We start from the raw sequence: 23,180 nt of genomic DNA, 5'->3' as shown, positions 1-23,180 counted from the left end.
CGGATCACCGAGCCAGGCGGGATTTCCCTGTGCTGCCGCGTCGGCGTCAGATGCTGCCGAAGGGTTCCGGGTAAATGAATTCGCCTTGTACGGACTGGTCGTAGGCGGTCAGGGTGCGGATCTGGAACATGTGCTCCCAGGCGGGTTCCTCGCCGACGATGCCGAGGTCGGTGCTCGGGCGGAAGCCGAACCGCCCGTAGAAGTCGGGGTCGCCGAGGACAGCGACCATCGGCGCGTCGAGGGCGTCGGCTGCGGCGAGAGCGGCATGGATCAGAGCCGTTCCGAAGCCACGGCGGCGATGGTCGCAGTGAACACCGAGCAGGCTGATGTTGGGGACTCGGACCGTACCGATTCGGCCCCAGGTGCACAGAGCATGGCCGATGATTGCGCCGTCTTTGTCCTCGGCAACCAGAGACAGCGCGGGTATCCGGTCTTCACCCTTTCGCAGTGAGTCCCGCAGAATCACCTCCACAGGTTCCTCTTCGTGCGGCTTGTAGGAGGAGGCGATGGTCACCGCACGGACGGCGGCCAGGTCGGCGGGGGTTTCTCGTCTGATCAGCACCTACGCAGTGTGACTCTCCTGCCGACCGGGCGTGTGTGCGGGGGCCGTCAGAGAGATGGCCTCATCTCGCGGGCCAGAGGAAGATGCCCGCGATGGGAGCCCGGCGAGGTAGACCCAGTGCGGCGCCGTGACCCGGTGACCTTTGCGGTCGCGGCACTAGCAGTTCTCGCTGATCACGGACTCCAGGTCGGCCAGCGACGTGCGGTCGTCCTCGATCTTTTTCAGGAGGACCTCCAGCGTCTGCTCCAAGGCGCTGATCTGGCTCTGGTCCGGGTGCGCCTGGGCCTTCAGCTCGGCGATCCTGGCCTTGATCTTCGCCGCACGCTCCGACGCCTTGGTGATGCTCTCCCTCAGGTCGTCCGCGAGGCGCTCCATCATCTGGCAACTGCTCTCCCCGGCCATCGGTCCGCTCATGTCCGTGCTCCTTCGTCAGCGACGCCCCGCCGTCGGGGGCCTGCCGGCCAGTATCGGAGCCCTCCCCCGGCCGCACCCGGCGAAGTAGGCCGTCCGGACGCCGGGGCGGGGCGCACCGCGCGCAGGGCGGACGAGGACAGGCCGGAGCCCCGGGAACTTGTCCCACACGCCGGGTTTGCGGGCGGCGATCGGGAGCAGGAGAGCGGTCACGACCAATCCGGTACAGCAACGAGGAGGTCCCCGATGTCGGGCACTGAGAAGAGCAAGGCGCACGCCGAGCAGGCCAAGGGCAAGGCCAAGGAGACCGTCGGTCGCGCCGTCGGCAACGAGCGCATGACCGCGGAGGGGCAGGCGGAGCAGGCCAAGGGCAAGGCCCGTCACGCGAAGGAAGACGTCAAGGACGCCTTCCGCAGCTGAGCGCGGTCGGCGGTCCGCGGTTCGCTGTCCGCTGTCCGCTGTCCGCGGTCTGCGGTCTGCGGTCTGCGGCGAACCCCTCGCAACGGCTGGGCCCCGACCTCTTTCCCAGGTCGGGGCCCAGCCGTGTGTCCGCCGACCATGACAAGGCACCGCCGGCGCGGTGCTTCACATCGGCTCGGCTGGGTAGCCGAGGGACGACAGAGCGCGCGGCAGGGGTTGAGGAGCAACAGTGATCACGCAGGAGCAGATCGCGGCCATGGAGGGATGCACGGCCTTCACGGGCCAGGGGCAGCGCCTGGGGCTGGTGGAGTACATCCTGGTGGACGACACCACCGGCAGGCCCGAGTGGGTGCGGATCATCGATCGGGCGTCCGGCCTGGGTGGGGTGTTCGTCCCGCTGCGCGAGGCAGACCTGGAGAGCGGGCGCCTGGTCGTGCCGTATCCGGTGACGGTGATCGAGCAGGCTCCCTGCGCGGCCCTGGACTGTGGAAGTGTCCTGTCCGTGGCGGAGGAGACGCAGCTCTTCCGGCACTACGGGGTACGTGACGCGCGCGACGAGGTGCATGCGGAGGGCCGGGCGGGCTGGGCGGTCATGGACCGGGCGCAGACCATCCGCGAGGGCACGGCCGGTCAGGCGAACGCGGTCTCGCGCCTGCAGCAGGTGCAACCGGGGCGGTGACCCGCGGACCGATCCGCGTCGGTCGTACAGGCCCCGTCACCGTCTCTCAAGCAGGAGCGGGGTGGCGCCGCCGATCGGATGAGACTCGCGGCCGCACCGCCAGTCGGCAACCGTCTGGCGCCCCGGTTCTTTAGCTTGGGCATGCCATTGCCCTTCCGCAGAGAGGTGCAGCATGCGTTTCCTTCTGACCGCCCTTGCCGCCGGCGCCGTCGTGCTCGGTACCGCCGGTGCCGCGAGCGCCGACGTGACCGTGGACTACCATCCGCAGCCGTCGTTCACCATCGTCTTCGGCGACTGGTCCCAGATCGCCGGCGACGACGTCTTCTCCGCCGGCCACGACAACACCGTAGGCTCGGACAACTGACACCGTGACACCCTGACACCGCCCAGGGCGCCCCGTCCCCCGTCGCCTCCGCGCTGGCGCCGTACGGCCCGTTCGCCGTCGCCGTCACCGCGCAGCAGGTCCGTCGGGGCGACGGGGCGCCCTGTGTCGCGGGTCAGCGCTCCAGGTCGATGGTGAAGCGCCTGACGCCCGTCCCGATCGTGTCGGCGTGCACCGAGCCCCGGGCCCGGTCGAACTTGCCGGTGCCGCCGGTGATCGCGTTGTCGAACGACGGCGGGGGGCCCGGGACGAGGTGGCCGAAGACCATTCCCTGGACGGCGAGCTGCCCGCCCGGGAGGACGTACGTCACGACGCACTCCTCCGCTCCGCCGTTGGTGACGCGGGTGGTGGTGCAGGTACCGCCGGTCTCGCCGACCTCCTGGCCGTCCTTGTCGAAGAGGATCGAGCGGAAGACGGTCCGGTCGCCCTGGGCGGGCGCGCCGCCGGGGTTGACGGGGAAGCGGGACTGCTCGGCGAGGCGGCCCGTGAGGACGATGACCCGGGCGTGGTCCTTGGCGGGGGCGGGCTCGGTGTCCGCTGCGGCGGACACGGCGGGGGCGCAGGCGAGGAGGGCGGCCAGCGCGGTGGCCGTGCCGAGAGAGGCGGCTCTGATGGGGCGCATCGAATGGCTCCTGAGGTTGACGCTCGTGGACGGTCAGGCGCCCCATTCATAGCTTCGGGCGTGCGACCGCCCGAAGCGTCCCGGCGCGAACCACCGGCAGATCCGACCGATCGGACCAGCCTGCACCCAGTCCGTCCGTCCCCTCCCCCACCTTGCCCACCCTATCGATATTCGATAGGTTTCCATCGTAAGTCGATGGAAGGATGGCTCATGGGAAGACTGACAGTGGGTACGCTGCGCGGCGTGCTCGCGGTGGTGCTCACCGGCACCGTGCTCGTTCAGGCGTCGATGGTGTGGGCGTTGGGGAACGACCCGGAGGAAGGGTCGCTGCCGCTGACGCCGCTGCGCGTCATCACGATCCTCGGCATGGTGACGGCCCAGGTCGCGCTGGTCTGCGTGTGGCGGCTGGTGACGATGGTGCGCCGTGGAACCGTGTTCTCGCACGCCGCGTTCCGGTACGTGGACGGGGTGATCTGGGCGATCGTGGCGGCGGCCCTGCTGTGGTTCGCGGTCACGGCGATCAACGCCCCGGGGCAGCGGGAGGACCCGGGCGTCACCGTGATCATGGGCGGGATCGGCCTGGCCGTCCTCGGCGTCGCGCTCATCGTGCTGGTACTTCGGATGCTGCTCGCCCAGGCCGTCGCGCGAGACGGCGAAGCCGCGCGGATGCGGGCCGAGTTGGACGAGGTGATCTGATGCCCATCGCCGTCGACATCGACGTGATGCTGGCCCGGCGGAAGATGTCCGTGGGCGAGCTCGCGGACCGCGTGGGGATCACCCCGGCGAACCTGGCGGTGCTCAAGAACGGCCGCGCCAAGGCGGTGCGCTTCGCGACGCTCGCCGCGCTCTGCGAGGTACTGGAGTGCCAGCCGGGCGACCTGCTCCGCTGGGAGGCCGAGGACGCCGAGGACTCCGCGACGGCGGATGCCGTCGAGGCCTGAGGTCGCGCCCGGGGTGATGGCGAGGCAGTTTCGGAATCCCTGATTCCGGGGACGGTGTCCCGGCATCACCGTGTTTGTCCTCCGCCCCGCAAGGGCGCCTGACGCGAGGGACGAGGGAGACCATGGCTTGGAAAGGCGTACGCCGGACGGCCGCACCGGCGGCTCTCGCCGGTGGCCGCCCTCGCCCCGGCGGCTCCGGCCCCCGGCCCTCGCCGACGCCTCCTCCGCCCCGCCTCCCCCGCGACTTCCGCGGCAAGGGCAGGTGGATCGTCCGGGACGGCGACAGCCAGCTGGCCGCGGGCGGCCCGCAGTGCCCGATCTGGTTCACCAACCTGATCTACCGCGACACGCTCTGCACGCTGACCTACAAGTGGCCCGGCCTGTACGAGCACCCCTGCTCACGCATCCCGGGCTTCAACCTGGAGTCGCTGAACCGGCGCTTCGAGAACGTCCGGTTCGTCGGGCGGCAGACCCTGCGGCGCACCCCGCAGCGGCACGTGAACCACTGGCGGGTGGGCGTGGTCCTCCCGGACCTGCCTCCCGGGAACCACCCGCGTGTGCCGTTCGCGCTCGGCGACATCCACGTCGACGAGGAGGACCGGGGCACGTTCTGGCAGGCGCTGCGGTTCGGTGTCCAGAACCTCTACGACCCCGAGCTGGACGAGTGGCTGGTCATGGACACACACCCGCCACGGCACCGACACAGGCACAGCCACAGCCACAGCCACAGCCACAGGACACCGGACAAGCACGTGGCGTGGAACGCGAACGGCTGACCTTCGACGGCTGGATCGCCGCCGTCGGCACGGCCTCCGGCACGCGCGTGGTCGTGGGCCACTGGCCGCGCTCGCCGTTCGGGCCGTTCAGCGACGTGATGGTGGAGCGCGCCGACGGCCGGCGCACGCTGATCGCCCCCACCACCCGCATTGCCGAGTACGTCTCCGGCGTCTACCACTTCGACGAGGTCCGGACGGACCCGGTGAGCGTACGGATCCGCGCGGGCGGGATCGGCGTCGCGGCCGGCCCCCTGGAACTGCGCTTCCGGGTCGGGCGTCCAGGAATCCTCGGCCTGGCCCTGCTGGCCGTCCCCCGGGCACTCGCCCGACGCCCGTCGTGGGCGGCCGTGACCGACGGGCCCGCCCGCCTGATGGCCGGCGTACGGACCCGGGGCAGCTCGCGCCCCGGATACCGCCAGTGGTACGCGGCGACCGGCCTGTGGCCGATCACCACCGCCCGGGCCTCACTCGACGGGACCGATCTCGGCGGCCTGGCGCCCGTCTTTCCGCCCGTACGCTTCGGCTTCGCGTCGGCTCCCGCGACGCCCGCCCTGGTACGGGTGCTCTCCACCGTCGAACACCGTGCGGGAGGCCCGGACACTCCCGCGCGAGGAGGGTGAACCCGCTCTCACCGACCGCCTGTGCGGAATCGTTCATCTAGGTCGCTGTACGCCATCCGGCGTTCCACCGCGACCGGTTGGTGTTCGGAAACGACAAAGGGCCAGCCTAGAACGTCCGACTGGGCTGCGGGAGGGGCTCTCCCCCGTTCTGCGGCACGCGTGGGGCCGGATCAAGTCGATCACTCCCGGCGCCTGGGAGACCGTATCCGACCACCCGATGGCGGACAGTGATCGTTCCTCGCGACACGGCAGTGCCGGTTGCGTTCAAACGGTCTGGACGGGTGAAGCCCACCTAATGCCGTCAAGGCCATGGATGTCCTGATATGCGCCACGAGGTGGCCCGGACGGGCTACAACGGGTCCCCCACGGCACCGATCGGCACGCCCGGTCGGCGATTTCGAGAGGACGCTTCATGAGCCACTCGCAGGACGACAACCCGATCACCCCCGTCACCGCGGCGCAGTTGACCCGGATCGCCGGGCACGGCATCTACAGCTCGCCCACGGCCGTCGACCCGGCCGCCGTCAACGTCGCCGAGGCCCTGGTCGCCACGCTGAACGGCACGGCCGAGACGACGCTGCTCACCCCCGAGCTCCAGCAGCTCACCGAACAGGTCCGGCAGAAAGCGACCTTCGGCTTCCCCCGCATCACCGCCGAGGACGGGGTGGAGCTCTCCGCGCACACGATCAGGCTCAACACCTCGGAGCCCCGCCCCGTGGTGATCGTGCCGGCGGGCTGGACGCCCTTCGGCTGGATCCTCTTCGAGTACGCCTACCTCCAGCTGGCGCTGCGCGGCTACCACGTTCTGGCCTACACCCCGCGCGGCATCGGTCTGACCTCCCCGCTGCCGGGCGGCGGCTACGTCGACGCGCCGTGGACCTCCGGGGGCACGATCGACGTGGCCGGGCCCGCGGACCGCACCGACGGCTCCACCGTCATCGACTACGCCCAGCAGCACTTCAACCCGAGCAGGATCGCGTTCTTCGGCGAGTCCTACGGGTCGGGCATCAGCCAGCTCGTCGCCGCCACCGACCCGGCGGGCCGGGTGGACGCCGTCGTCGCCCTGAGCACCTGGGGCGACCTGGCCGACAGCCTGTACCACAACGGCACCCGGCACCTGAAGGCCGTGCAGTCCCTCATCGACTTCACCGGCGGTCCGGAGGAGCGGAAGTTCGACGCGGCCACCCGGCAGGTCCTGGACGACTTCCGGGCCGGCCGGAATCCCGACGGCGTCGTGGCGTGGGGCAGGAAGCGCTCGCCGTCGACGTACGCCGACGCGACGAACGCCCGCGGCATCCCCACCTTCATCTCCAACACCTGGCACGAGACGCTGTTCCCGGCCAACCAGGCCGTCGAGCACTTCGAGCGGCTGACCGTGCCCAAGCGGCTCAACCTCTGGATCGGCGACCACGCCGCACCCGAGGGCGCCGGCCTCACCATCCCGTTCAGCGGCCCCAACCTGCCCGTCGAGGAGGCGTTCGCCTGGCTCGACCACCACGTGCTCGGGGCCGACAACGGCGTCGCCGACTGGCCCGCGGTCAACAGCCAGATCATGTTCACGTACACGACCCGGACCGACCCGGAGACCGGGCAGAACGTCATCACCGAACCGGCGGTCCGCGAGCCGCGGCCGTCCTGGTCCGACGTCACCACCTCCACCGAGCGCTGGTACCTCACCGCCACCGGGGCGGGACGGCAGGACGGCGGACTGGGCACCGCGCCGGAGACGGGCTGGAAGCTGGAATTCACCGCCGGCGAGCTCACGGCCGCCACCGCGGTCGACGCCGTCATCACGACCGGCCAAGCCGAGTGGAAGGGCAACCCCAAGCAGTACGCCACCGACGCCTTCGACCGCCGGCACCTCGCCGTGTGGACCAGCGGTCCGCTCCAGACGGCCCGCCGCATCCGCGGCGTCCCCGAGCTCACCCTGACCGTCCGCAGCTCCGCGGACGCCACGACGCTGGTGGCCTACCTGTTCGACGTCGGCCCCGACGACACGGCCCGCATCATCACGCACGAACCCGTCACCCTGCGGGACCTGTCCTCCGGCGAGAACCGCGACACCACCTGGCAGCTCCAGGCCGCCGGCTACGACATCGCCCCCGACCACCGGCTGATGCTGGTCGTGAACAGCCGCGACCAGCTCTACTCCGACGCCCACACCGACGCCGGCGGCAACGGCGGCAGCACCACCACGATCACCTCGACCGACGACTCGGCCGCCCACCTGGTGCTCCCCCTGGGCTAGCCCAGGTCAGCCGGGGTCGGGGCGGCCCGCCCGGGCCACGCCGACCGGGCACCGGCCGGTCGAGACACCGGCCCATCCCCCGTGGTCGGAGAGGGCCGCCGCGGGACAACGTCGAGGCGGTGTACGGACGTTCGTGACCGGGCCCGGCGGAGGAAACGGCTTGGCTCCGCCGCCGGAACTGGCTAGCCTCGTGATCACGGCATCGCGTGTCGGTCACCGACCGGGTGAGGCATGGAGGTGCCCGTGAGGTGCCTTCCGGAGGCATTCACCCATGTCCGTACAGCTGAACCACACGATCGTCCACTCCCGTGACAACCGGGAGTCCGCCGAGTTCCTGGCGCACGTCCTCGGCCTGGAGGTCGGGGCCGAGTGGGGTCCGTTCATCCCCGTCGACACCGCCAACGGCGTCACCCTGGACTTCGCCACCATTCCCGCCGAGACCATCACCCCGCAGCACTACGCCTTCCTCCTCTCCGAGGAGGAGTTCGACGTGGCGTTCGGGAAGATCCGCGCGGCGGGGATCCCGTACTTCGCCGACCCGCACGGCAGGCTCCCCGGCGAGATCAACCACAACGACGGGGGTCGCGGCGTCTACTTCACGGACCCCGCCGGGCACGGTATGGAGATCATCACCCGCCCCTACGGCTACCAGGAGCCCGCCGCCACCGGCAGGTAGACGACGTTGGACGCGCCCGTGTCGGGGTGGACCCCGACCCGGGCGCGCACTCCGTACCCCTCCTCCAGCAGCTCCTCGGTGAGCACGTCCCGCGGTGTGCCCGAGGCCGCGACGCGGCCGTCGGAGAGGACGTACAGCCGGTCGCAGAGCGGCGGCGAGGTTGAGGTCGTGCAGGACGAGCAGGCTCGTCGCGGGGGGAGACCGGTCACAGTGGCGGGACCGCACCGGAATCACATCGGTTTCCTGTCCTGCACCGCCTGGTTACGCGCCCCGGTCTGCCAGAACGCGCACATGAGCGGCGGTCGGGGCCGCACACGCTCCGCCCCCCGGGTGCCGCGCTGGGGCGCTCGGGTGAACCGGAAGCACGACCCGAAACCGATATCGCGGTGAGGTGGTTGACCTCACGGCGCCGAATGGGGCGCCCCCTTCGGAAAGGAAAAGTCGTGAAGTCTGTCGTTCGCGCTGTCTCGGTCCTCGTGCTCGCCCTCGGAACCGCGGTATTCGGTAACGGTTTCGCAGTCGCGGCATCCGCCTCGGACGAGGTCCCCGTCATCATCCAGTGCAACAACCCGACTAACCTCTCGCTCGTCGACGCCTCCGGCGGGGACTCCCTGGTCAGCCAACTGATCGAGCTCATCACCGAAGACGGAGGCACTGGCACGAACGACGGAAACAATGCCTCCGCTGTGGAAACGGGCGCCGGCGGCACTGCTTTCGGCGGCAACGCCTCCCAGTCGGCGAACAACAACCGCTGCGGGCAGAGCTCGGACGTCGACGCGAGCACGCGTGTCGACAACAGCCAGCGCATCGACAACAGCCGCAACCTCACCTTCGACAACGGCCCCAGCCTGCTCTGAACCGGTGAACCGGCCCGTCACGTCCGTCACGCAATACCACTGCTGCGGCGCCCCGCACGTCTGGCGCCCTTCGGAAAGGAAAATCGTGCAGTCTGTCGTACGCGCCGTCTCGGCCGTCGTACTCGCGCTCGGAACCGCGGTATTCGGTATCGGCTCCGCATTCGCAGCGCCGGCTTCGGATGAGCTTCCCACGGTCATCCGGTGCAACAACCCGACCAATGTCTCCCTTGTCGACGCCTCCGGAGGGGACTCCCTGGTGCGGGAGTTGATTTCGCTCATCTCCGAGGGGGAGGCCACCAACGGCGGGAATTCCGCCTCCGGAGTCATCACGGGGGATGGGGGCGAGGCCGTTGGCGGCGACGCCTCCCAGTCGGTGAACAACAACCGTTGCGGGACAAGTTCGGACGTCGACGTCAGCACACGCGTCGACAACAGCCGGCGCGTCGACAACAGCCGCAACCTCACCCTCGACAACGGCCCCGGCCTGCTCTGATCTTCGCGGGAGTCGCCCGGGGCTGCTCCGCAGCGCTGCGTCCGGGTCACCGGCGCGCGCCTGCCGTGCGGGCAGGCGCCGCCTGCCGCCGTGTCCGGCTGCGCTGCGCTCAGCGGGCTTCCAGCGCCTCAGCTCGCTGCGTGAGCTCCGCCGCGATGTCGTCCCAGTCCGGGCCGTGCAGCCAGAGGTTCTGTGCGGCCTCCCGCAGAAGGGCGGGGTCGTCGGGCCTCTCCAGGAGTACGAGCCGGTAGGCGAGGTTGCGAATCCATACCGGGAGCAGGCCGTCGACCATGTTGGGGCAGAGTTCCCGCAGCATCGACAGGATCCCCTCCGCGTCGGCGAACGTCAGCTCCTCCACGAAGTAGTGCTCGCGATGCTCCTGACCGCACGCCGGCGTCGGCCGGTACTCGTCTCCGTAGACACACCGGGCGTGCTCGGTCAGCGTGTTGTGCATACCCCGCAGCCTACGGTGCGGTGGTCCCCCGAACAGGACGGGGGCAATCTCCGACCCGGGACCGGGGTACGCCTGCTCCAACACGCCCCAAGGGCCTGTATCGAGTTGCCACGTGGAGCAAGGAGCGGCGTTCGGTGCGTGCCCTCGGCGTGCCGGGCGTCGCGACGCCGCGGGGCAACTCGATACAGGCCCTAGTACGGGAGGTAGTAGCTGAGGACGTCGGCCGTGACGGGAGGGAAGAGCGCCTCGAACAGCTCTTCGTCGGCGGCGTAGACGTCGGGGCGGATCCGGCTCAGCCCCTGCATTCCGTGGGGGCCGAACAGCAGGGCGGCCAGGTGGTCGGGGGCCACGCCCGCGCCGCCCGCCGTACCCGGTGACCGCATCGGGCCGCCGGTGGTGACCGGGCCGAGTCCGTCGGGGAGCACCGGAATCCGGTGGTGGGCGCCGAAGGTGGAGATCACGATGTCTTGGCCGGTGCGGTCGATCCCGGCCTTCGTGAGGCGCTGCCAGAGGAGCGGACGCAGCCGGTCGAGCAGCGCCGCGGCATCCGGGATGCGGATGTAGTACTGCTCTGCGCCCGCCCGCGGCTGGTGGTCGGCGAACTCCTGCCACGCGTCGCCCGTCACGGTGCCCGCCCGGTGGACGATCCGTATCGGGTCGCCGGGTGCCAGGGCGGCGACGCCGCGCAGCAGGTCCCGGGCCGCGGCCGCGTCGTGTGCCGCGGCCTCGGCTACGAGCACCTCGTCACCGGGGGGTGTGGTGCGCGCGGTGGCGACGACCGCGCCGTCCCGCTCCAGCACCATGAGATTGCTCGACTCGTGGTCCAGGAGCCACCGCCAGCACGCCGCCGAGTGCGGCATGGTCACATCGAAGCCGTTCTGTGCCGAGGCCTGCAGGGCGGCCATGGAGGCGATGTCGGAAGGCCGCGCGGTACGCAGGAGCGTCGCGGACCCGTCGCCGGGCGGCAGGGTGTTCACGTCCAGCACCTGCGGTATGTCGATGGCGTACTCGTAGCCGAACAGCCGGTAGAAGTACGGGATTCCGATCATCGCCTGGACGAGGTGGCCGCGGGCGGCGGAACGGGCGTGCGCCCAGTCCATGAGCGCCCGCACGAGCCCGCGGCCCTCGTACTCGGCGTCGGTGGCCACCAGTTCCACCTGGCCGGCGGGCAGCCGGATCCCGCCGATGCGCAGCTCCTCGTCGAGGAGCGTCGCGGTGGACACCACCCGGTCGCCGTCGACGACCACGGCGCAGGCGGACAGGCCCGCGTCGGGGTCGGTGACGACCAGCCGGTGGTCGACGGCGTCGTCCGGTTCCCCGCGCGCGGTCAGGAGCGCGCCGATCTGATCGAGATCGGTGGGCCGCGCCGGTCGCAGGACAAGGCCGCCGGCCGGCGGAACAGCCGCGGATGGGTTTTTGATCATGGTCACTGCCCGACGATGGCAGCGCCCGCCCCTTCCGACCAACAGGTTTTTCGCAGCCCGTCGCCGTGAGCCGGCCGCCCGGCCCTGTCGGGGAGCAGCTGGACGGGGCGTCGCGGGCGTCGTGTGATGATGTGCGTCCACTTCGAGGAGGCGACGGTGCTGAGCAGGGGCGTGCGGTGGGCCGCGGGCACGATGGCCGCGGTCTGCATGCTGCTGCTCCTCGGCCCCGGCGCGCCGAGCCGCGGTGCCCCGCCGGCCGGCCCGCCGCCGTTCGTACCGGACCGGGTCGCCACCTGGAACATCTGCAATCCGTGCGGGAGCGGGAACAACTTCGGCCGGGCGACGGAGATCGCCGCGTACGCGCCGCAGGTCGTCGGCCTGCAGGAGGCGTGCGTACGCGACGTCGAGCAGATCCGCGCGTATCTGGAGGAGGCCTACGGGCTGGTCTACCGGGTCGAGTACGGGAAGGTCCTGCGGAACTGGAATCGCTGCGGCGGGCTCCCGTGGCGGCCGGGCGGCTTCGGCCAGGCGATCCTGTCGGCGGCGCCGATGACGGACCGGGTGAGCGTCGAATACCCCGACGGCGGCTCCGAGGACCGCGGCTACCTGGCCGTCACGACGCTGGTGGGCGGCCGGCCCGTCCGCGTCTTCAACACCCACCTCGCCGAGCGCCGGCAGGCGCCGGTACGGGCGCGCCAGGTGAAGGTGCTCGCCGCGGAGGTCGCCCGCCACGACCGGGCGATCGTCCTCGGCGACTTCAACGCCCTGCCGCACGCCGGTGAACTCGGCCCGATGTGGGCCCTGGCCACGGACACCGACTCCGGCTGCCACCCCCCGACCGTCGGCCGCGTGCCCGACGCCGACCCTGGCGTCTGCGCAACGACCACCGACTGGAACAGCAAGTTCGACTACGTGTTCCTCCGCGGCATCACCCCGCGCACGCACCACGTCCGCCCCAGCCCGTACTCGGACCACCACCTGGTACACACCGACCTGAACGGTCCCTAGCCGCTCCCCGACACCGACACGGCGGAGCCCCGTCGAACGGTCGACGGGGCTCGTGCCTTGGCAGGGGCGGCAGGATTCGAACCTGCGGCCTACGGTTTTGGAGACCGTTGCTCTGACCAGCTGAGCTACACCCCTTCGGCGAGACCAACGATGGCACGGCGGCGGCGGAGGCTCCAGTCATTTACCGTCGGCGGGCGTTGCGTCAGCGGCAGAGTCCCATGACGGTGTCGTCGAAGTCGGGGAACTCCTCGGCCGCCAGCTCGATCACGGTGCCCGCCGGACGGCGCGAGTCCGGAGCGAACCCGCCGCGCACCCCGGAGGCGGTGTGGCGGCGGCTCGGGCATGCGGTTGTGGACACCCCCTTGACCCGCTCTGGTCCAGACCAATAACTTCCGGCATGCACAGCCGCACGCGCTCACGCCCACTCCTCGCATCCGCAAAGGAAGCCCATGCGCCGCAGCATGCTCGGCAGACTGGCCGTAGCCGCCTGTTCCCTCTCCCTGCTGACCGCCTTCGCCCCCGCCGGCGGTGACGGCGGGGGCGCCTCGGGGGGACCCGGATCCGGCACTTCGTACAAGAAGGTCGGGTACTTCACCCAATGGGGCGTCTACGGGCGGGACTTCCAGGTCCGGGACCTCGAAGCGAACGGCTCGGCCGGCAAGCTCACCCACATCAACTACGCCTTCGGCAACGTCAGCGCGGACGGCAGGTGCTTCACCGGGAACGTGCCCGGCGAGGCCGACGCCTGGGCCGACTACGCCCGGCCGCTCGACGCCGCCGACTCCGTCGACGGGGTCGCCGACACCGTCGACCAGCCACTCGCCGGCAACTTCAACCAGCTGCGCGAGCTCAAGGCCAAGCACCCCGGTCTCAAGGTGCTGATCTCGCTGGGCGGCTGGAGCTGGTCCACCCACTTCTCCGACGCGGCGCTCACCCCCGCCTCCCGCAAGGCCTTCGTCGCGTCCTGCATCGACCTCTACATCAAGGGCGACCTCCCCCAGGACGGCACCCGCGGCGGCGCCGGAGCCGCCGCCGGCGTGTTCGACGGGATCGACCTCGACTGGGAGTGGCCCGGCTCCGCCGGCGACACCGACACCACGTACCGCCCCGAGGACAAGCGCAACTTCACCGAACTCGTCAAGGAGTTCCGTACCCAGCTCGACGCGTACGCGCGAAGCCAGAAGCGGCGCACGAAGTACGAGCTGACCGCCTTCGTCCCGACCGCCCCCGCCAAGATCGACGCGGGCTTCGACGTCCGCCGCATCATGCGCGACCTGGACTTCGTCAACCTCCAGGGCTACGACTTCCACGTCTCCGGCGAACCGAGGACCGCACAGCAGTCGGCGCTGTACGCCCGCGGCGACTTCAGTGTCCACGGCACCGTGGAGGCGTGGAAGCGGCGCGGCGCGCCCGCCCACAAGCTCGTGGTGGGCATGCCCTTCTACGGGCAGGGCTGGACCGGTGTCAGCGGCGGCGGGGACGGCATGGGGCAGCCCGCCGCCGGTCCGGCCCCGGCCACCTGGGCCGCCGGGTACGAGGACTACAAGGCGCTGAAGAAGCTGGCCGAATCCGGCGCGTACCAGGTCCACCGCGACCGGCGCGGCGGGCACGCCTGGCTGTTCGACGGAACCACCCTGTGGACGTACGACGACCCGTGGGTCCTGCGCGCCAAGGCCGACTACGTCCGCGAACACCGCCTGGGCGGGGCGATGTTCTGGTCCCTTGACGCGGACACCGCCGACGGCGAGCTGATGACGGCCGTCGAGCGGGGCCTGCGGGGCAGCTGACCGGCGCCGCCGGGCCGTGGAAAGCGTCCGGCCCGGCGGCGTCCCTCCACGTACGCTCCCCCGCATGACGCGCATGAAGCAGACGCATTCGACCGAGCCGGCAGCGCATGCGGTACGGGCGGCACCGGCGGTACGGGCGGTCAACCGCCTCACCACCCGCTGGGCCGCGCGGGCCGCTTCCGACGGCGCGGGCACGGTCTTCACGGCAGCCGGGGTCTGGCCGCTGCTCGCCCTGCTGGCGGACGGCTCCGCCGGGCCGGCCCGCGGCGAGCTGGCGCAGGCACTGGGCATACCCGCCGAGGACGCGGCCGCCGCCGCGGGGGAGCTGCTGGCCGTGCTGGACGGCGTACGGGGGCTGAGTGCGGCGACCGGCCTGTGGGCGGCGGCCGGCCTGCCGCTGGAGGACGGCTGGTCGGCGAAGCTGCCGCCCGGGACCCGGGGCACGCTGACCGGGGACCCCGAGGCGGACACACGGGTCCTGGACGCGTGGGCCTCGGACCGGACCGGCGGCCTGATCGAGCGCATGCCGGTGTCGCTCCGGCACGACACCCGCCTCGTCCTCGCCTCCGCGCTCGCGCTGACGCTGAAGTGGGCGGAGCCGTTCGTGGAGTTCCCGGGACGGCCCTGCGAGGGCCCCTGGGCGGGCCGCGGGCTGCGGCAGCTGGTGCGCACCACGTCCTCGCTGGATCCGGTACGGGTGGCCGAGGGGCCCGCGGGTCCGGTCACGGTCCTGGAGGTCGGCGGCGCCGAGGGCACGGACATGGACGTGCACCTCCTCCTCGGCGGCCCGGCGGCGCCGGCCGCCGAGGTGCTGGCGACCGGTGTCGCCGCCCTCTCCGGAGACCATCCCTCGGTGGGCGGCGCCGCCCTCCCGGACGGGGCTCCGGGCCCCGGGCTGGCCATCGGGACGGTGGACGCGTTCAGCCCGCAGCCCATGCTTTCCGTGTCCACGGTGGTCTTCTCCCTGGCCGCGGAGCACGACCTGCTGGAAGAGGCGCAGGACGCGGCGCTGTTCGGCCTGCTGACCGCGACGGACAGCGGCCACGGCCACTTCCCCGGCATCAGCACCGCCCCGCTGGCGATCAGCTCCGCACGGCAGTCGGCGATGGCCCGTTTCCATGCCGCCGGGTTCGAGGCGGCGGCCGTCACCGCCATCGCCGCCAGACCCGGCGGTGCGCCACGGCAGCCGGGTCACCGGGCCCGGCGGGCCGAGGTCCGTTTCGACCGGCCCTTCGGGTTCCTGGCCGTCCACCGGTCCTCCCGGCTGGTCCTCGCCGCGGGCTGGGTCACCGATCCGGACGCGGCGGCGGAGCATCCGCGCGGTACGGGCGGTCCCCTCGCCCCGCCGCCGCTCCCCGGTACGCGGCCGCCGGCGCCCCGGCCGTGACCCTGGTGGACGCCCGGAAATGGCGCCCGGGAAAATTCTTCCGATTAACTGTTATCGAGGTCCCCCTGCTCGGTCTCCCATGTATCGGGCATCATCGACCGCCGGTACGGACAGGGACATTCACATGACTACTCAGCACACCGCAGCGCTGGTGGCAGCGGCTCGCGCGGGCGATGCCCGCGCACAGGACGAGCTCGTCAGCGCCCACCTCCCGCTCGTCTACAACATCGTCGGGCGGGCCCTGGGCGGCTCCTGCGACGTGGACGACGTGGTGCAGGACACGATGCTGCGTGCCCTGGACGGGCTGGGCGGCCTGCGGGCGGAGGAGTCGTTCCGGTCCTGGCTGGTGGCCATCGCGATGAACCGGGTGCGGGCGCACTGGCAGGCCCGGCAGAGCGGTTTCGGCGAGAGCACCCTGGAGTCGGCCTGGGACGTGGCCGACCCGGGCGCGGACTTCGTCGACCTGACCGTCGTACGCCTCAACCTGGCGGGCCAGCGGCGCGAGACGGCCCGGGCGACGCGCTGGCTGGAGCCCGAGGACCGGGCGCTGCTGTCGCTGTGGTGGCTGGAGTGTGCCGGGGAGCTGAACCGGGCGGAGGTGGCCTCGGCGCTGGAGCTGTCTCCGCAGCACACGGCGGTGCGGGTGCAGCGGATGAAGGCGCAGCTGGAGGCGGCGCGGGTGGTGGAGCGCGCCCTGGAGGCCCAGCCGGGGTGCGAGGAGCTGAGGAGCGTGCTGGGGGCCTGGGACGGTCGGCCCTCGGCGCTGTGGCGCAAGCGAATAGCCCGTCACGCGCGTGAATGTGTACGGTGCTCCGGCCTGTGGAGCGGACTGGTTCCGGCGGAGGGGCTGCTGGCCGGTCTGGCTCTCGTACCGGTCTCGGCGGCTTTGCTGGCCGGGATACGCGCGGCCGGCGCGGGCGGCTTCGACCCCGTGGCGGCGGCTTACGCGGCGGACGGTTCGGGTGGCGCCGACGGCGGCTTCGCCGAGGCGGCGACCCAGCTCACCCCGGTGGCGAGCACGGGCACGGCCACCGGCACGGCCACCGGCACGAGTACGGGGCCGGGGGCGGACGGGGCTGCCGTCACGGGCGGCCGCGGTGCGCTGCGCAAGCGCCGGCAGAGCCGGCGCCGGGTCGTCGGCGGCGCGGTGGTCGCCGCCTGCGTGGCGGGCGGCGGCCTGGCCTACCTGGGCGGGCTCCCCGGTTCCGGCGGCCCCAAGGAAGGAAGTGGTTCGGCGCCGTTGGCCGCGCTTTCGGCCACGGAGACTGCCGGGGTCCCTTCGCAGTCGGCTTCCCCCTCGCCGTCCGTGTCGGCCTCCCCCTCCCCGTCCGCCTCGGCCTCGGCCTCGGCCTCGGCGAGTCCGTCGGCGAGCCCGAGCCCCACGCAGAGCCGCAGCAGCTCGCCGAGCCCGCGCGCCTCGCAGCCGGAGCCGGCGCCCGCGCCGCCGGGCATCGCCGGCCAGGTGGTCGCGCTGGTCAACTCCGAGCGGGCGGCTGCCGGATGTGGCCCTCTCAAGGAGAACCAGCAGTTGCGGGCGGCCGCCCAGGGGCACTCCGACGACATGGCCGCGCGGCACTTCTTCGACCACACCAACCCCGACGGCGAGGATCCCGGCGAGCGCACCACGGCGTCCGGCTACCGCTGGTCGACGTACGGCGAGAACATCGCCCGCGGCCAGCAGACGGCGCAGTCGGTCATGGACTCCTGGATGAAGAGCCCGGGCCACCGGGCGAACATCCTCAACTGCTCGTTCAAGGACATAGGCGTGGGCGTCCACCAGGGCTCGGGCGGCCCCTGGTGGACGCAGAACTTCGGCGCCAAGTAGGGGAGTCCAGGGCGAGGTGCCGGCGGGCCGGCCCGCGGGGGTCCGCCGCGGCCGTGTCTGGCAGGGTGATCCGCATGGAGCCTTTGCAAGTGGTGGAAGCACTGTGGAACCGGATCCAGGCGCGGGACTGGGAGGGCGTCGCCGAGCTGGTCGCGGAGGATGTGGTCGTCGAGTGGCCGGCCACCGGTGAGCGGATGGTGGGCAGCGGGAACTACGTCGCGGTGAACTCCGAGTACCCGGAGGGCTGGGCGATCCGCGTACTGCGGATCGTCGCCGCCGGTGACGAGGTCGTCTCCGAGGTGGAGGTCCCGCACGAGGGCGTCGGGGTGTTCCGGGCGGCGTCGTTCTGGACCGTCCGCGAGGGACGGATCGTCCGCGGGACGGAGTACTGGACTGCTCTCGGCGCCGACCCGCGCCCGGAGTGGCGGGCCGCTTTCGTAGAGCCCGTGTAGGCGAAGCTCCACCGGGCGCGGCCCCACTGGCGCAGCCCCGAGATCGAGCCCACTCGGCCGACGGGCTGCCGCGTCACGCCTGCGTCCTGCCGCCCGCCGCGCCGGGGCGCGCGGGTCACGGTCGCCGGCCCCGGACCGTCCAGGCCCGGGCGGCCAGGGGGACCGAGCCGTCCGGGCCGGTGGGAAGTGTCGCGGCGAGCCGGGTCCGCAGCCGGTCCCGGGCAGCCGGGGTGAGGCCGGCGACGTAGCCGGGAGCCGGGCCCTGGCCGGAGAGGAACGGCTCCCACAGGTCCTCGATTCCGCTGAACACGGTGGGGACTTCGACGGCGGCGACGCAGACGTCGGCCAGCCCCGCCCCGGTCCACAGCGCGTGCAGCGGGCCGGGGCGGCACAGCGCGAACCGCCGGCCCTCGTCCAGGGCGGCGGCCGCCGGGTCGACGGCGGCCGCGGCGTCCCAGAAGCGGCGCAGGAGGGCCATCCCGTCGCTGTAGTCCCATACGTAGGCGGCGACCAGGCCGCCCGGCCGGGCCACGCGGGCGGCCTCGGCCACCGCGCTCGCGGGCGGCTCGCAGAAGTTGAGGGCCAGCCCGCTGACGACCGCGTCGAACGACGCGTCGCGGACCGGCAGCGCCAGGGCGTCGGCGACGGCGAACCGGGCCGGTGCGGGCGCGGCGTCCCGGGCCGCGCGCAGGAATCCGGCGGAGCGGTCCAGCCCGAGCACGGCACGCGGCCGGCAACGGGCGGCGACCACGGCGGTCAGCGCGCCGGTGCCGCATCCGACGTCGAGCCACCGCTGACCGGCCGGGACGTCGAGCCGGGCGCAGAACGCCTCGGCGACCCGGCGGCTCCACCGTCCCATGTACCGCTCGTAGGCGCCGCCCTCCGCCCAGACGTCAGCCGGTCCTTCGCCCATCGCCGGCGCGCGGCTAGTGGTGGAAGCCGGACTGGGGCTCGGTGGCCGGCACGGGCGGGGGTGTGGCGGTCAGGTGTTCCACGGCGCGCCGCATGTCCTCGACGAGCAGGGCGACCTGGTCGCGGGTGACTCCGTGGCGGACCAGGACGCGCTGGATGACGGTGTCGTCGCGGTTGGCGGGCAGCGGGTACGAGGGCACCTGCCAGCCCCGCATGCGCAGCCGGTCGGAGAGGTCGTAGAGGGTGAAGGGGGACGCGGCCGGGTCGGTGAGGGTGTAGGAGACGGCGGGCAGGGCGCCCTGGCCGTCGTAGAGGAGCGTGAAGGGGCCCATGTCGGCGATCTGCCCCGCGAGGTACTGGGCGGTGTCGGCGCAGGCCTGCTGGACGCGGCGGTAGCCGCCCCGGCCCAGGCGCAGGAAGAGGTAGTACTGGGCGATGATCTCACCGCCGGGACGGGAGAAGTTGAGGGCGAAGGTCGGCATGTCGCCGCCGAGGTAGTCCACCTTGAAGACGAGGTCCGCCGGGAGCAGGTCGGCGGAGCGCCAGATGATCCAGCCGACTCCGAGGGGCGCGAGTCCGTACTTGTGGCCGGAGGTGTTGACGGAGGCGACGCGCGGCAGCCGGAAGTCCCACACCACGTCGGGGTGGAGGAAGGGTGCGACGAAGCCGCCGCTCGCGCCGTCGACGTGGATGGGGATGTCCCAGCCGTGCTCGGCCTGGATCCGGTCGAGCTCGGCGGCCAGCTCGGCGACGGGCTCGTAGTCGCAGGTGTAGGTGACGCCGAGGATGGCGACGACGCCGATGGTGTTCTCGTCCACGTACTCGGCGAGCTGGTGCGGCTGCAGGCCGGTGGCTCCGGGCTCCAGCGGGACCTGGCGGAGCTCGACGTCGAAGTAGCGGGCGAACTTGTCCCAGCAGATCTGGACGGGCCCGCAGACGAGGTTCGGGCGGTCCGTGGGAAGCCCATCGGCCCGGCGGCGTTCGCGCCAGCGCCACTTGAGGGCGAGCCCGCCGAGCATGGCGGCCTCGCTGGAGCCGGTGGTGGAGCATCCGGTCGCGGTGGTGCCGGAGGGGGCGTTCCACAGGTCGGCCAGAATGTTGACGCACCGGGACTCGATCTCGGCGGTCTGCGGGTACTCGTCCTTGTCGATCATGTTCTTGTCGAGGCAGATGTTCATCAGGCGGTGCACGCCCTCGTCCGACCAGGTGGTGCAGAAGGTCGCGAGGTTCTGGGCGGCGTTGCCGTCGAGCAGGAGCTCGTTGCGCAGGAGCTCGTAGACGACCTCGGTGGGCGAGTGGTCCTCCGGCATGCGGTACTTGGGGAGGACCTGGCCGCTCAGCGTGGACGCGAACACGTCCGTGTCGGCGTCCTGGCGGGTTGCGTCCTTCGTCTCATGCAGAGCCATGCCTGGACTATAGGCGACGAAAACCGCCATTACCGGACAGACTGCGCATCGACGTGGTGTGGGGCCGGACGGCCCCGCGGTCGACCCACACCAGGGCTCCGGCCAGCATCGCGGTACCGCCCAGCAGCCAGGGCAGCGGCCCCGGCGGCAGGAGGGAGGCGAGCGAACCGGTGAGGGCCGCCGAAAGCTGCAGGGCGAGGGACTGCACGGACAGGGCCGTGGCCCGCCCCGCACCGTCGACACGCCGGTGCAGCAGCTCGTTCTCGCTCGGGCCCGCCGCCCCGCGGCCGAGGTAGACCAGCCCGAAACCGGCGGCTCCGAGGACCGCCGCGGCCGTACCGGCGGACGCCGCCGTCGCCGCCATCAGGAACAGGCCGCCCGCGCCCACCCCGAGCCCGAGTACGACCGCCCGCTGCCCGCCCCCCGCGAGCCTGGCGGTGAGGGGCGCGAGGTGGCTGCCCAGCGCGGAGCAGGCGAATCCGGCGCAGGCCAGCGCGGCGAAGAGCACGGCGCCGGACTCCGCGGCACCCGTCAGGGCGGCGGTGCGGCCCGGCGTGAGCAGTTCGACGACGGCCAGCGCACTGCCGGCGCCCGCCGCGCCGAGGAGGACCCGGCGGACCAGCGCGTCGCGTCCGCCGAGGCGGAGCCCGCCCGCCACCGTGGCCGGCACGCCCCGCAGTACGCCGCGCAGCGTGGTCGCCGGGCGGGGCGGCTCGTGCAGGGCCGCCAGGACGTACAGCACGAAGGCGACCTCGACCGACGCCCCCAGCAGCAGCGGCCAGGACAGCGGCAGGACCGTGCCGGAGGTCGCCGCGCTCAGCCGGGCGCCGAGGTCCGGCCCCGCTCCGAGCAGCCAGGGCAGGACACCGCCGAGCAGGGTGCCGGCGGCGAGGGCGGCCGATGTGGCGGAGGCGCCGCGGGCCAGGCCGGTGCGCAGTTCGGCGTCGGGACCGGAGCGCGCGTGGACGGTGTCGACGTACCAGGCCTCGGCCGGCCCGCTGGACAGGGCGCGGCCGGCGCCGATCAGGGCCATGCCGAGTGCGAGCTGCCAGGCGGAGGTGCCCAGGGCCACGAGGACCAGGGCGGCCAGGTTCGACACGCCGGCGGCGGCGAGGACGACGCGGCGCCCGACGACGTCGGACAGTCCCCCGGTGGGCAGTTCCAGGAGGGCGGCGGTGAGGGAGTGCGCGGCCAGGCAGCCGGCGACGGCCGGCAAGGACAGGCCGCGCTCGGTGAGCAGCAGGATCAGGGGGGCGATGGTGAGCCCCAGCGGCAGCCAGTACAGGACGCAGACCGTGGCGTACCGGCGGCGCGCGGCGGCCAGGTCCGCCACCCGGCTCACGCTCCGCCTCCGGCTTCCGCGCCGCCGGCCTGCGTGGCACCGGCTTCCGCACGGCCGGCCTCAGCGGCGGCGGCGCCGGGTTCCCGCGGCGCCAGCGGCAGACCGGCGGTGAGCAGGACGACCGGCTTCGCGCGCGGGTCGCCCGCGTCGCGCGCCGCCAGTTCCGCCAGCCTCCGGTCGAACACCTCCCGGAGTTCGGTCAAGGACTCGGGGGTCAGCCGCGGCATCCGGTCGCTGATGCCGGAGGGCCCCACCCAGTCCCGGCTCAGCCGGCCGTCGGCCATGTCGGCCTCGTGCCGGGCCAGGGACGCGGCCAGGTGCTCGATCTGCGTCCTGCGGGAGAGGGTGACGTACGCACGGCTGCCCGGCGTTGCCTCCATTGCCTCGTTGCTCCAGGAGGTCAGGGCGTGCACGGCCTGCCATCGGCGCTCCCGGCCGTCGCGGTGCTCGGCCTCGGCGACGAACGCGTACTTCGCCAGGACCCGCAGGTGGTAGCTGGTGGAGGCGGACGACTCCCCCGTCCTGACCGCGAGTTCACTGGCGGTGGCGGGGCCGTCCTGCCGGAGCATGCCGAGCAGCCGGATGCGCAGGGGATGGGTGAGGGCCTTGAGCGCCGCCGCGTCCCGTTCGGGATCGAGTACGCGTATGTGATCTTCGCTGGGCATGGTGAGCAGGGTAGGGGGGCCGCACCTTTTCCAGAAGTACTTTTGCAGAATTTTCTTTGGAGAAACACTGCCGTAACTCCCGCTCAGGCGAGAGGTCTTGTCGGATCATCAGTCGCGGGCGCGGAGGTACGCCTCCAGCTCGGCCGCTCCCGCCAGCAGGGCACGGCCGCGGGCCGACAGGCGCGCGCGCCAGGTCAGCAGTGCGGCCTGGAGGGGTTCGAGGCCGCCGGCCGAGCGGACCTGGTCGAGCAGGGGGGCGATCTGCTCCAGCAGGTAGCCACCGCGCCGGAGTTGGCAGGTCAGGCGGGCGTCCCTGACGGCCGCCCCGTCGTAGACGCGGTAGCCGGTCAGCGGGTCGCGGCGCGGGCGGACGAGCCCCGCCCTCTCCCAGGCACGCAGGGTCGCGGGCCTGATCCCCAGCTCGTGCGCGAGCGGCCCGATGAACGTCTCACCGGAGGCGGGCGCCGCCGCGGCCGGCTCCAGGTCGCGGAGGGCGTTCTCCACGGCGCCGAGGGTCCGCCGGTCGTCGAGGAGTTGGGCGTGGCTCTCGTCGACGAGGCGGAACGCCTCCTCGGCGGCGCCTTCGTTCACGGCCCGCATGATCGAGGCCGCCGTCCGGTGGCCGTGGCCGGGCACCAGGGCGAGGAAGGCGTCCAGGGCCCGCGCGTGCAACGGGGTGTAGGTGCGGTAGCCGTGGGGGGTGCGGTCCGCGGGCGGGAGGATCCCGGCCTCCTCGTAGTTCCTGACGGCCTGCGTGGACAGACCGTGCCCGCGCGCCAGGTCGACCGGCCTGAGCTGTATCCCGCTTTGAAGGTTTCGTGCCACGGAGCC

27 protein-coding genes, 1 tRNA gene and 1 pseudogene are annotated in these 23,180 nt (G+C 72.5%); 16 read left to right on the top strand and 13 right to left on the bottom strand.

What is annotated here, in order from left to right; translation table 11 throughout:
- Positions 1-46 precede the first annotated feature (46 nt).
- On the bottom strand, positions 47-562 hold the full coding sequence (locus tag BSL84_RS32055) for a GNAT family N-acetyltransferase (RefSeq protein WP_075971782.1): 516 nt from the start codon (positions 560-562) through the stop codon (positions 47-49).
- Positions 563-718: 156 nt separating this feature from the next.
- Complete coding sequence (locus tag BSL84_RS32050; RefSeq protein ID WP_075971781.1) at positions 719-976, bottom strand: hypothetical protein; 258 nt, start codon at positions 974-976, stop codon at positions 719-721.
- Between the two features lie 243 nt (positions 977-1,219).
- On the opposite strand from BSL84_RS32050, the gene BSL84_RS32045 reads away from it, so the two are divergent.
- From BSL84_RS32045 to BSL84_RS32035, 3 genes are all read left to right on the top strand, one after another.
- Positions 1,220-1,393, top strand: coding sequence for a CsbD family protein (locus BSL84_RS32045; protein WP_075971780.1), 174 nt, complete (start codon positions 1,220-1,222; stop codon positions 1,391-1,393).
- Between the two features lie 229 nt (positions 1,394-1,622).
- Complete coding sequence (locus BSL84_RS32040) at positions 1,623-2,072, top strand: PRC-barrel domain-containing protein (RefSeq protein WP_052680510.1); 450 nt, start codon at positions 1,623-1,625, stop codon at positions 2,070-2,072.
- Between the two features lie 172 nt (positions 2,073-2,244).
- A complete protein-coding gene (locus tag BSL84_RS32035) occupies positions 2,245-2,436 on the top strand; it encodes a hypothetical protein (protein ID WP_045321563.1) in 192 nt (63 codons plus the stop codon).
- Positions 2,437-2,569: 133 nt separating this feature from the next.
- Here the strand turns inward: BSL84_RS32035 and BSL84_RS32030 are convergent, their stop codons facing one another.
- On the bottom strand, positions 2,570-3,076 hold the full coding sequence (locus tag BSL84_RS32030) for an allene oxide cyclase barrel-like domain-containing protein (RefSeq protein ID WP_030036351.1): 507 nt from the start codon (positions 3,074-3,076) through the stop codon (positions 2,570-2,572).
- 210 nt (positions 3,077-3,286) lie between these two features.
- Between BSL84_RS32030 and BSL84_RS32025 the strand changes: the two genes are divergently transcribed.
- The 6 genes from BSL84_RS32025 (at position 3,287) to BSL84_RS32000 (ending at position 8,337) form a co-directional block, all read left to right on the top strand.
- On the top strand, positions 3,287-3,772 hold the full coding sequence (locus tag BSL84_RS32025) for a DUF2975 domain-containing protein (RefSeq protein WP_045321564.1): 486 nt from the start codon (positions 3,287-3,289) through the stop codon (positions 3,770-3,772).
- Positions 3,772-4,017, top strand: a complete 246-nt coding sequence (locus tag BSL84_RS32020; RefSeq protein WP_045321565.1) for a helix-turn-helix domain-containing protein — start codon at positions 3,772-3,774, stop codon at positions 4,015-4,017. Before BSL84_RS32025 ends, BSL84_RS32020 begins: the two co-directional genes overlap by 1 nt.
- Positions 4,018-4,139: 122 nt before the next feature.
- The gene (locus BSL84_RS32015; protein WP_075971779.1) at positions 4,140-4,793 is read left to right on the top strand and encodes a hypothetical protein; all 654 of its coding nucleotides are present in this window, start codon (positions 4,140-4,142) and stop codon (positions 4,791-4,793) included.
- Positions 4,775-5,413, top strand: coding sequence for a hypothetical protein (locus BSL84_RS32010; RefSeq protein ID WP_107484877.1), 639 nt, complete (start codon positions 4,775-4,777; stop codon positions 5,411-5,413). The genes BSL84_RS32015 and BSL84_RS32010 overlap by 19 nt, the downstream gene beginning before the upstream one ends.
- Positions 5,414-5,825: 412 nt before the next feature.
- The gene (locus BSL84_RS32005) at positions 5,826-7,661 is read left to right on the top strand and encodes a CocE/NonD family hydrolase (RefSeq protein ID WP_030036342.1); all 1,836 of its coding nucleotides are present in this window, start codon (positions 5,826-5,828) and stop codon (positions 7,659-7,661) included.
- A 271-nt stretch (positions 7,662-7,932) separates the two neighbouring features.
- Positions 7,933-8,337, top strand: coding sequence for a VOC family protein (locus tag BSL84_RS32000; protein ID WP_075971778.1), 405 nt, complete (start codon positions 7,933-7,935; stop codon positions 8,335-8,337).
- Here the strand turns inward: BSL84_RS32000 and BSL84_RS31995 are convergent.
- A pseudogene (locus BSL84_RS31995) lies at positions 8,307-8,526 on the bottom strand (histidinol phosphatase); the annotation flags it as partial. The gene BSL84_RS32000 and the pseudogene BSL84_RS31995 overlap by 31 nt on opposite strands.
- 254 nt (positions 8,527-8,780) lie before the next feature.
- Between BSL84_RS31995 and BSL84_RS31990 the strand changes: the two are divergent.
- The gene (locus tag BSL84_RS31990; protein WP_030036337.1) at positions 8,781-9,194 is read left to right on the top strand and encodes a hypothetical protein; all 414 of its coding nucleotides are present in this window, start codon (positions 8,781-8,783) and stop codon (positions 9,192-9,194) included.
- 85 nt (positions 9,195-9,279) lie between these two features.
- A complete protein-coding gene (locus BSL84_RS31985; protein WP_030036335.1) occupies positions 9,280-9,687 on the top strand; it encodes a hypothetical protein in 408 nt (135 codons plus the stop codon).
- Between the two features lie 109 nt (positions 9,688-9,796).
- On the opposite strand, the gene BSL84_RS31980 is transcribed toward BSL84_RS31985, so the two are convergent.
- Both BSL84_RS31980 and BSL84_RS31975 read right to left on the bottom strand, forming a co-directional pair.
- A complete protein-coding gene (locus tag BSL84_RS31980) occupies positions 9,797-10,141 on the bottom strand; it encodes a hypothetical protein (protein ID WP_075971777.1) in 345 nt (114 codons plus the stop codon).
- A gap of 191 nt (positions 10,142-10,332) precedes the next feature.
- Positions 10,333-11,565, bottom strand: coding sequence for a GNAT family N-acetyltransferase (locus BSL84_RS31975; RefSeq protein WP_234363652.1), 1,233 nt, complete (start codon positions 11,563-11,565; stop codon positions 10,333-10,335).
- A 129-nt stretch (positions 11,566-11,694) separates the two neighbouring features.
- Here BSL84_RS31975 and BSL84_RS31970 point away from each other — a divergent pair, with 129 nt between their 5' ends.
- Positions 11,695-12,573: an endonuclease/exonuclease/phosphatase family protein gene (locus tag BSL84_RS31970; protein ID WP_075972342.1), complete on the top strand. Its 879-nt coding sequence runs from the start codon at positions 11,695-11,697 to the stop codon at positions 12,571-12,573.
- 58 nt (positions 12,574-12,631) lie between these two features.
- Here BSL84_RS31970 and BSL84_RS31965 read toward each other — a convergent pair.
- Both BSL84_RS31965 and BSL84_RS36305 read right to left on the bottom strand, forming a co-directional pair.
- Positions 12,632-12,708, bottom strand: a tRNA-Trp gene (locus BSL84_RS31965).
- A 67-nt stretch (positions 12,709-12,775) separates the two neighbouring features.
- Positions 12,776-12,931: a hypothetical protein gene (locus tag BSL84_RS36305; RefSeq protein ID WP_158879928.1), complete on the bottom strand. Its 156-nt coding sequence runs from the start codon at positions 12,929-12,931 to the stop codon at positions 12,776-12,778.
- Between the two features lie 91 nt (positions 12,932-13,022).
- Between BSL84_RS36305 and BSL84_RS31960 the strand changes: the two genes are divergently transcribed.
- From BSL84_RS31960 to BSL84_RS31945, 4 genes are all read left to right on the top strand, one after another.
- A complete protein-coding gene (locus tag BSL84_RS31960) occupies positions 13,023-14,360 on the top strand; it encodes a glycoside hydrolase family 18 protein (RefSeq protein WP_075971775.1) in 1,338 nt (445 codons plus the stop codon).
- Positions 14,361-14,424: 64 nt separating this feature from the next.
- Positions 14,425-15,747 carry a serpin family protein gene (locus BSL84_RS31955; RefSeq protein WP_324616560.1) on the top strand — a complete coding sequence of 441 codons (1,323 nt, stop codon included), beginning with the start codon at positions 14,425-14,427 and terminating at the stop codon, positions 15,745-15,747.
- 124 nt (positions 15,748-15,871) lie between these two features.
- Positions 15,872-17,572 (top strand): sigma-70 family RNA polymerase sigma factor, encoded by a 1,701-nt coding sequence (locus BSL84_RS31950; RefSeq protein ID WP_075971773.1) that lies wholly within the window; start codon positions 15,872-15,874, stop codon positions 17,570-17,572.
- A gap of 74 nt (positions 17,573-17,646) precedes the next feature.
- Positions 17,647-18,024, top strand: a complete 378-nt coding sequence (locus BSL84_RS31945; protein ID WP_045321968.1) for a nuclear transport factor 2 family protein — start codon at positions 17,647-17,649, stop codon at positions 18,022-18,024.
- A 115-nt stretch (positions 18,025-18,139) separates the two neighbouring features.
- Here BSL84_RS31945 and BSL84_RS31940 read toward each other — a convergent pair whose 3' ends face one another.
- The 5 genes from BSL84_RS31940 to BSL84_RS31920 all read right to left on the bottom strand — a co-directional run bounded on the left by BSL84_RS31940 (position 18,140) and on the right by BSL84_RS31920 (position 23,174).
- Positions 18,140-18,937 carry a class I SAM-dependent methyltransferase gene (locus tag BSL84_RS31940; RefSeq protein ID WP_045321967.1) on the bottom strand — a complete coding sequence of 266 codons (798 nt, stop codon included), beginning with the start codon at positions 18,935-18,937 and terminating at the stop codon, positions 18,140-18,142.
- A gap of 13 nt (positions 18,938-18,950) precedes the next feature.
- A complete protein-coding gene (locus BSL84_RS31935; RefSeq protein ID WP_075971772.1) occupies positions 18,951-20,342 on the bottom strand; it encodes a glutamate decarboxylase in 1,392 nt (463 codons plus the stop codon).
- A 7-nt stretch (positions 20,343-20,349) separates the two neighbouring features.
- Positions 20,350-21,684: an MFS transporter gene (locus BSL84_RS31930; protein ID WP_199838773.1), complete on the bottom strand. Its 1,335-nt coding sequence runs from the start codon at positions 21,682-21,684 to the stop codon at positions 20,350-20,352.
- Positions 21,681-22,349, bottom strand: a complete 669-nt coding sequence (locus tag BSL84_RS31925; protein WP_030026582.1) for an ArsR/SmtB family transcription factor — start codon at positions 22,347-22,349, stop codon at positions 21,681-21,683. Before BSL84_RS31925 ends, BSL84_RS31930 begins: the two co-directional genes overlap by 4 nt.
- A gap of 108 nt (positions 22,350-22,457) precedes the next feature.
- A complete protein-coding gene (locus tag BSL84_RS31920) occupies positions 22,458-23,174 on the bottom strand; it encodes a TioE family transcriptional regulator (protein ID WP_030026584.1) in 717 nt (238 codons plus the stop codon).
- Positions 23,175-23,180: the final 6 nt, after the last annotated feature.

Origin of the sequence: Streptomyces sp. TN58 (assembly GCF_001941845.1) — a bacterium.
In the GTDB taxonomy this organism is placed as follows: domain Bacteria; phylum Actinomycetota; class Actinomycetes; order Streptomycetales; family Streptomycetaceae; genus Streptomyces.
Note: the sequence above shows the minus strand (reverse complement) of the source record. Positions and strands in the feature narration are given on the sequence as shown.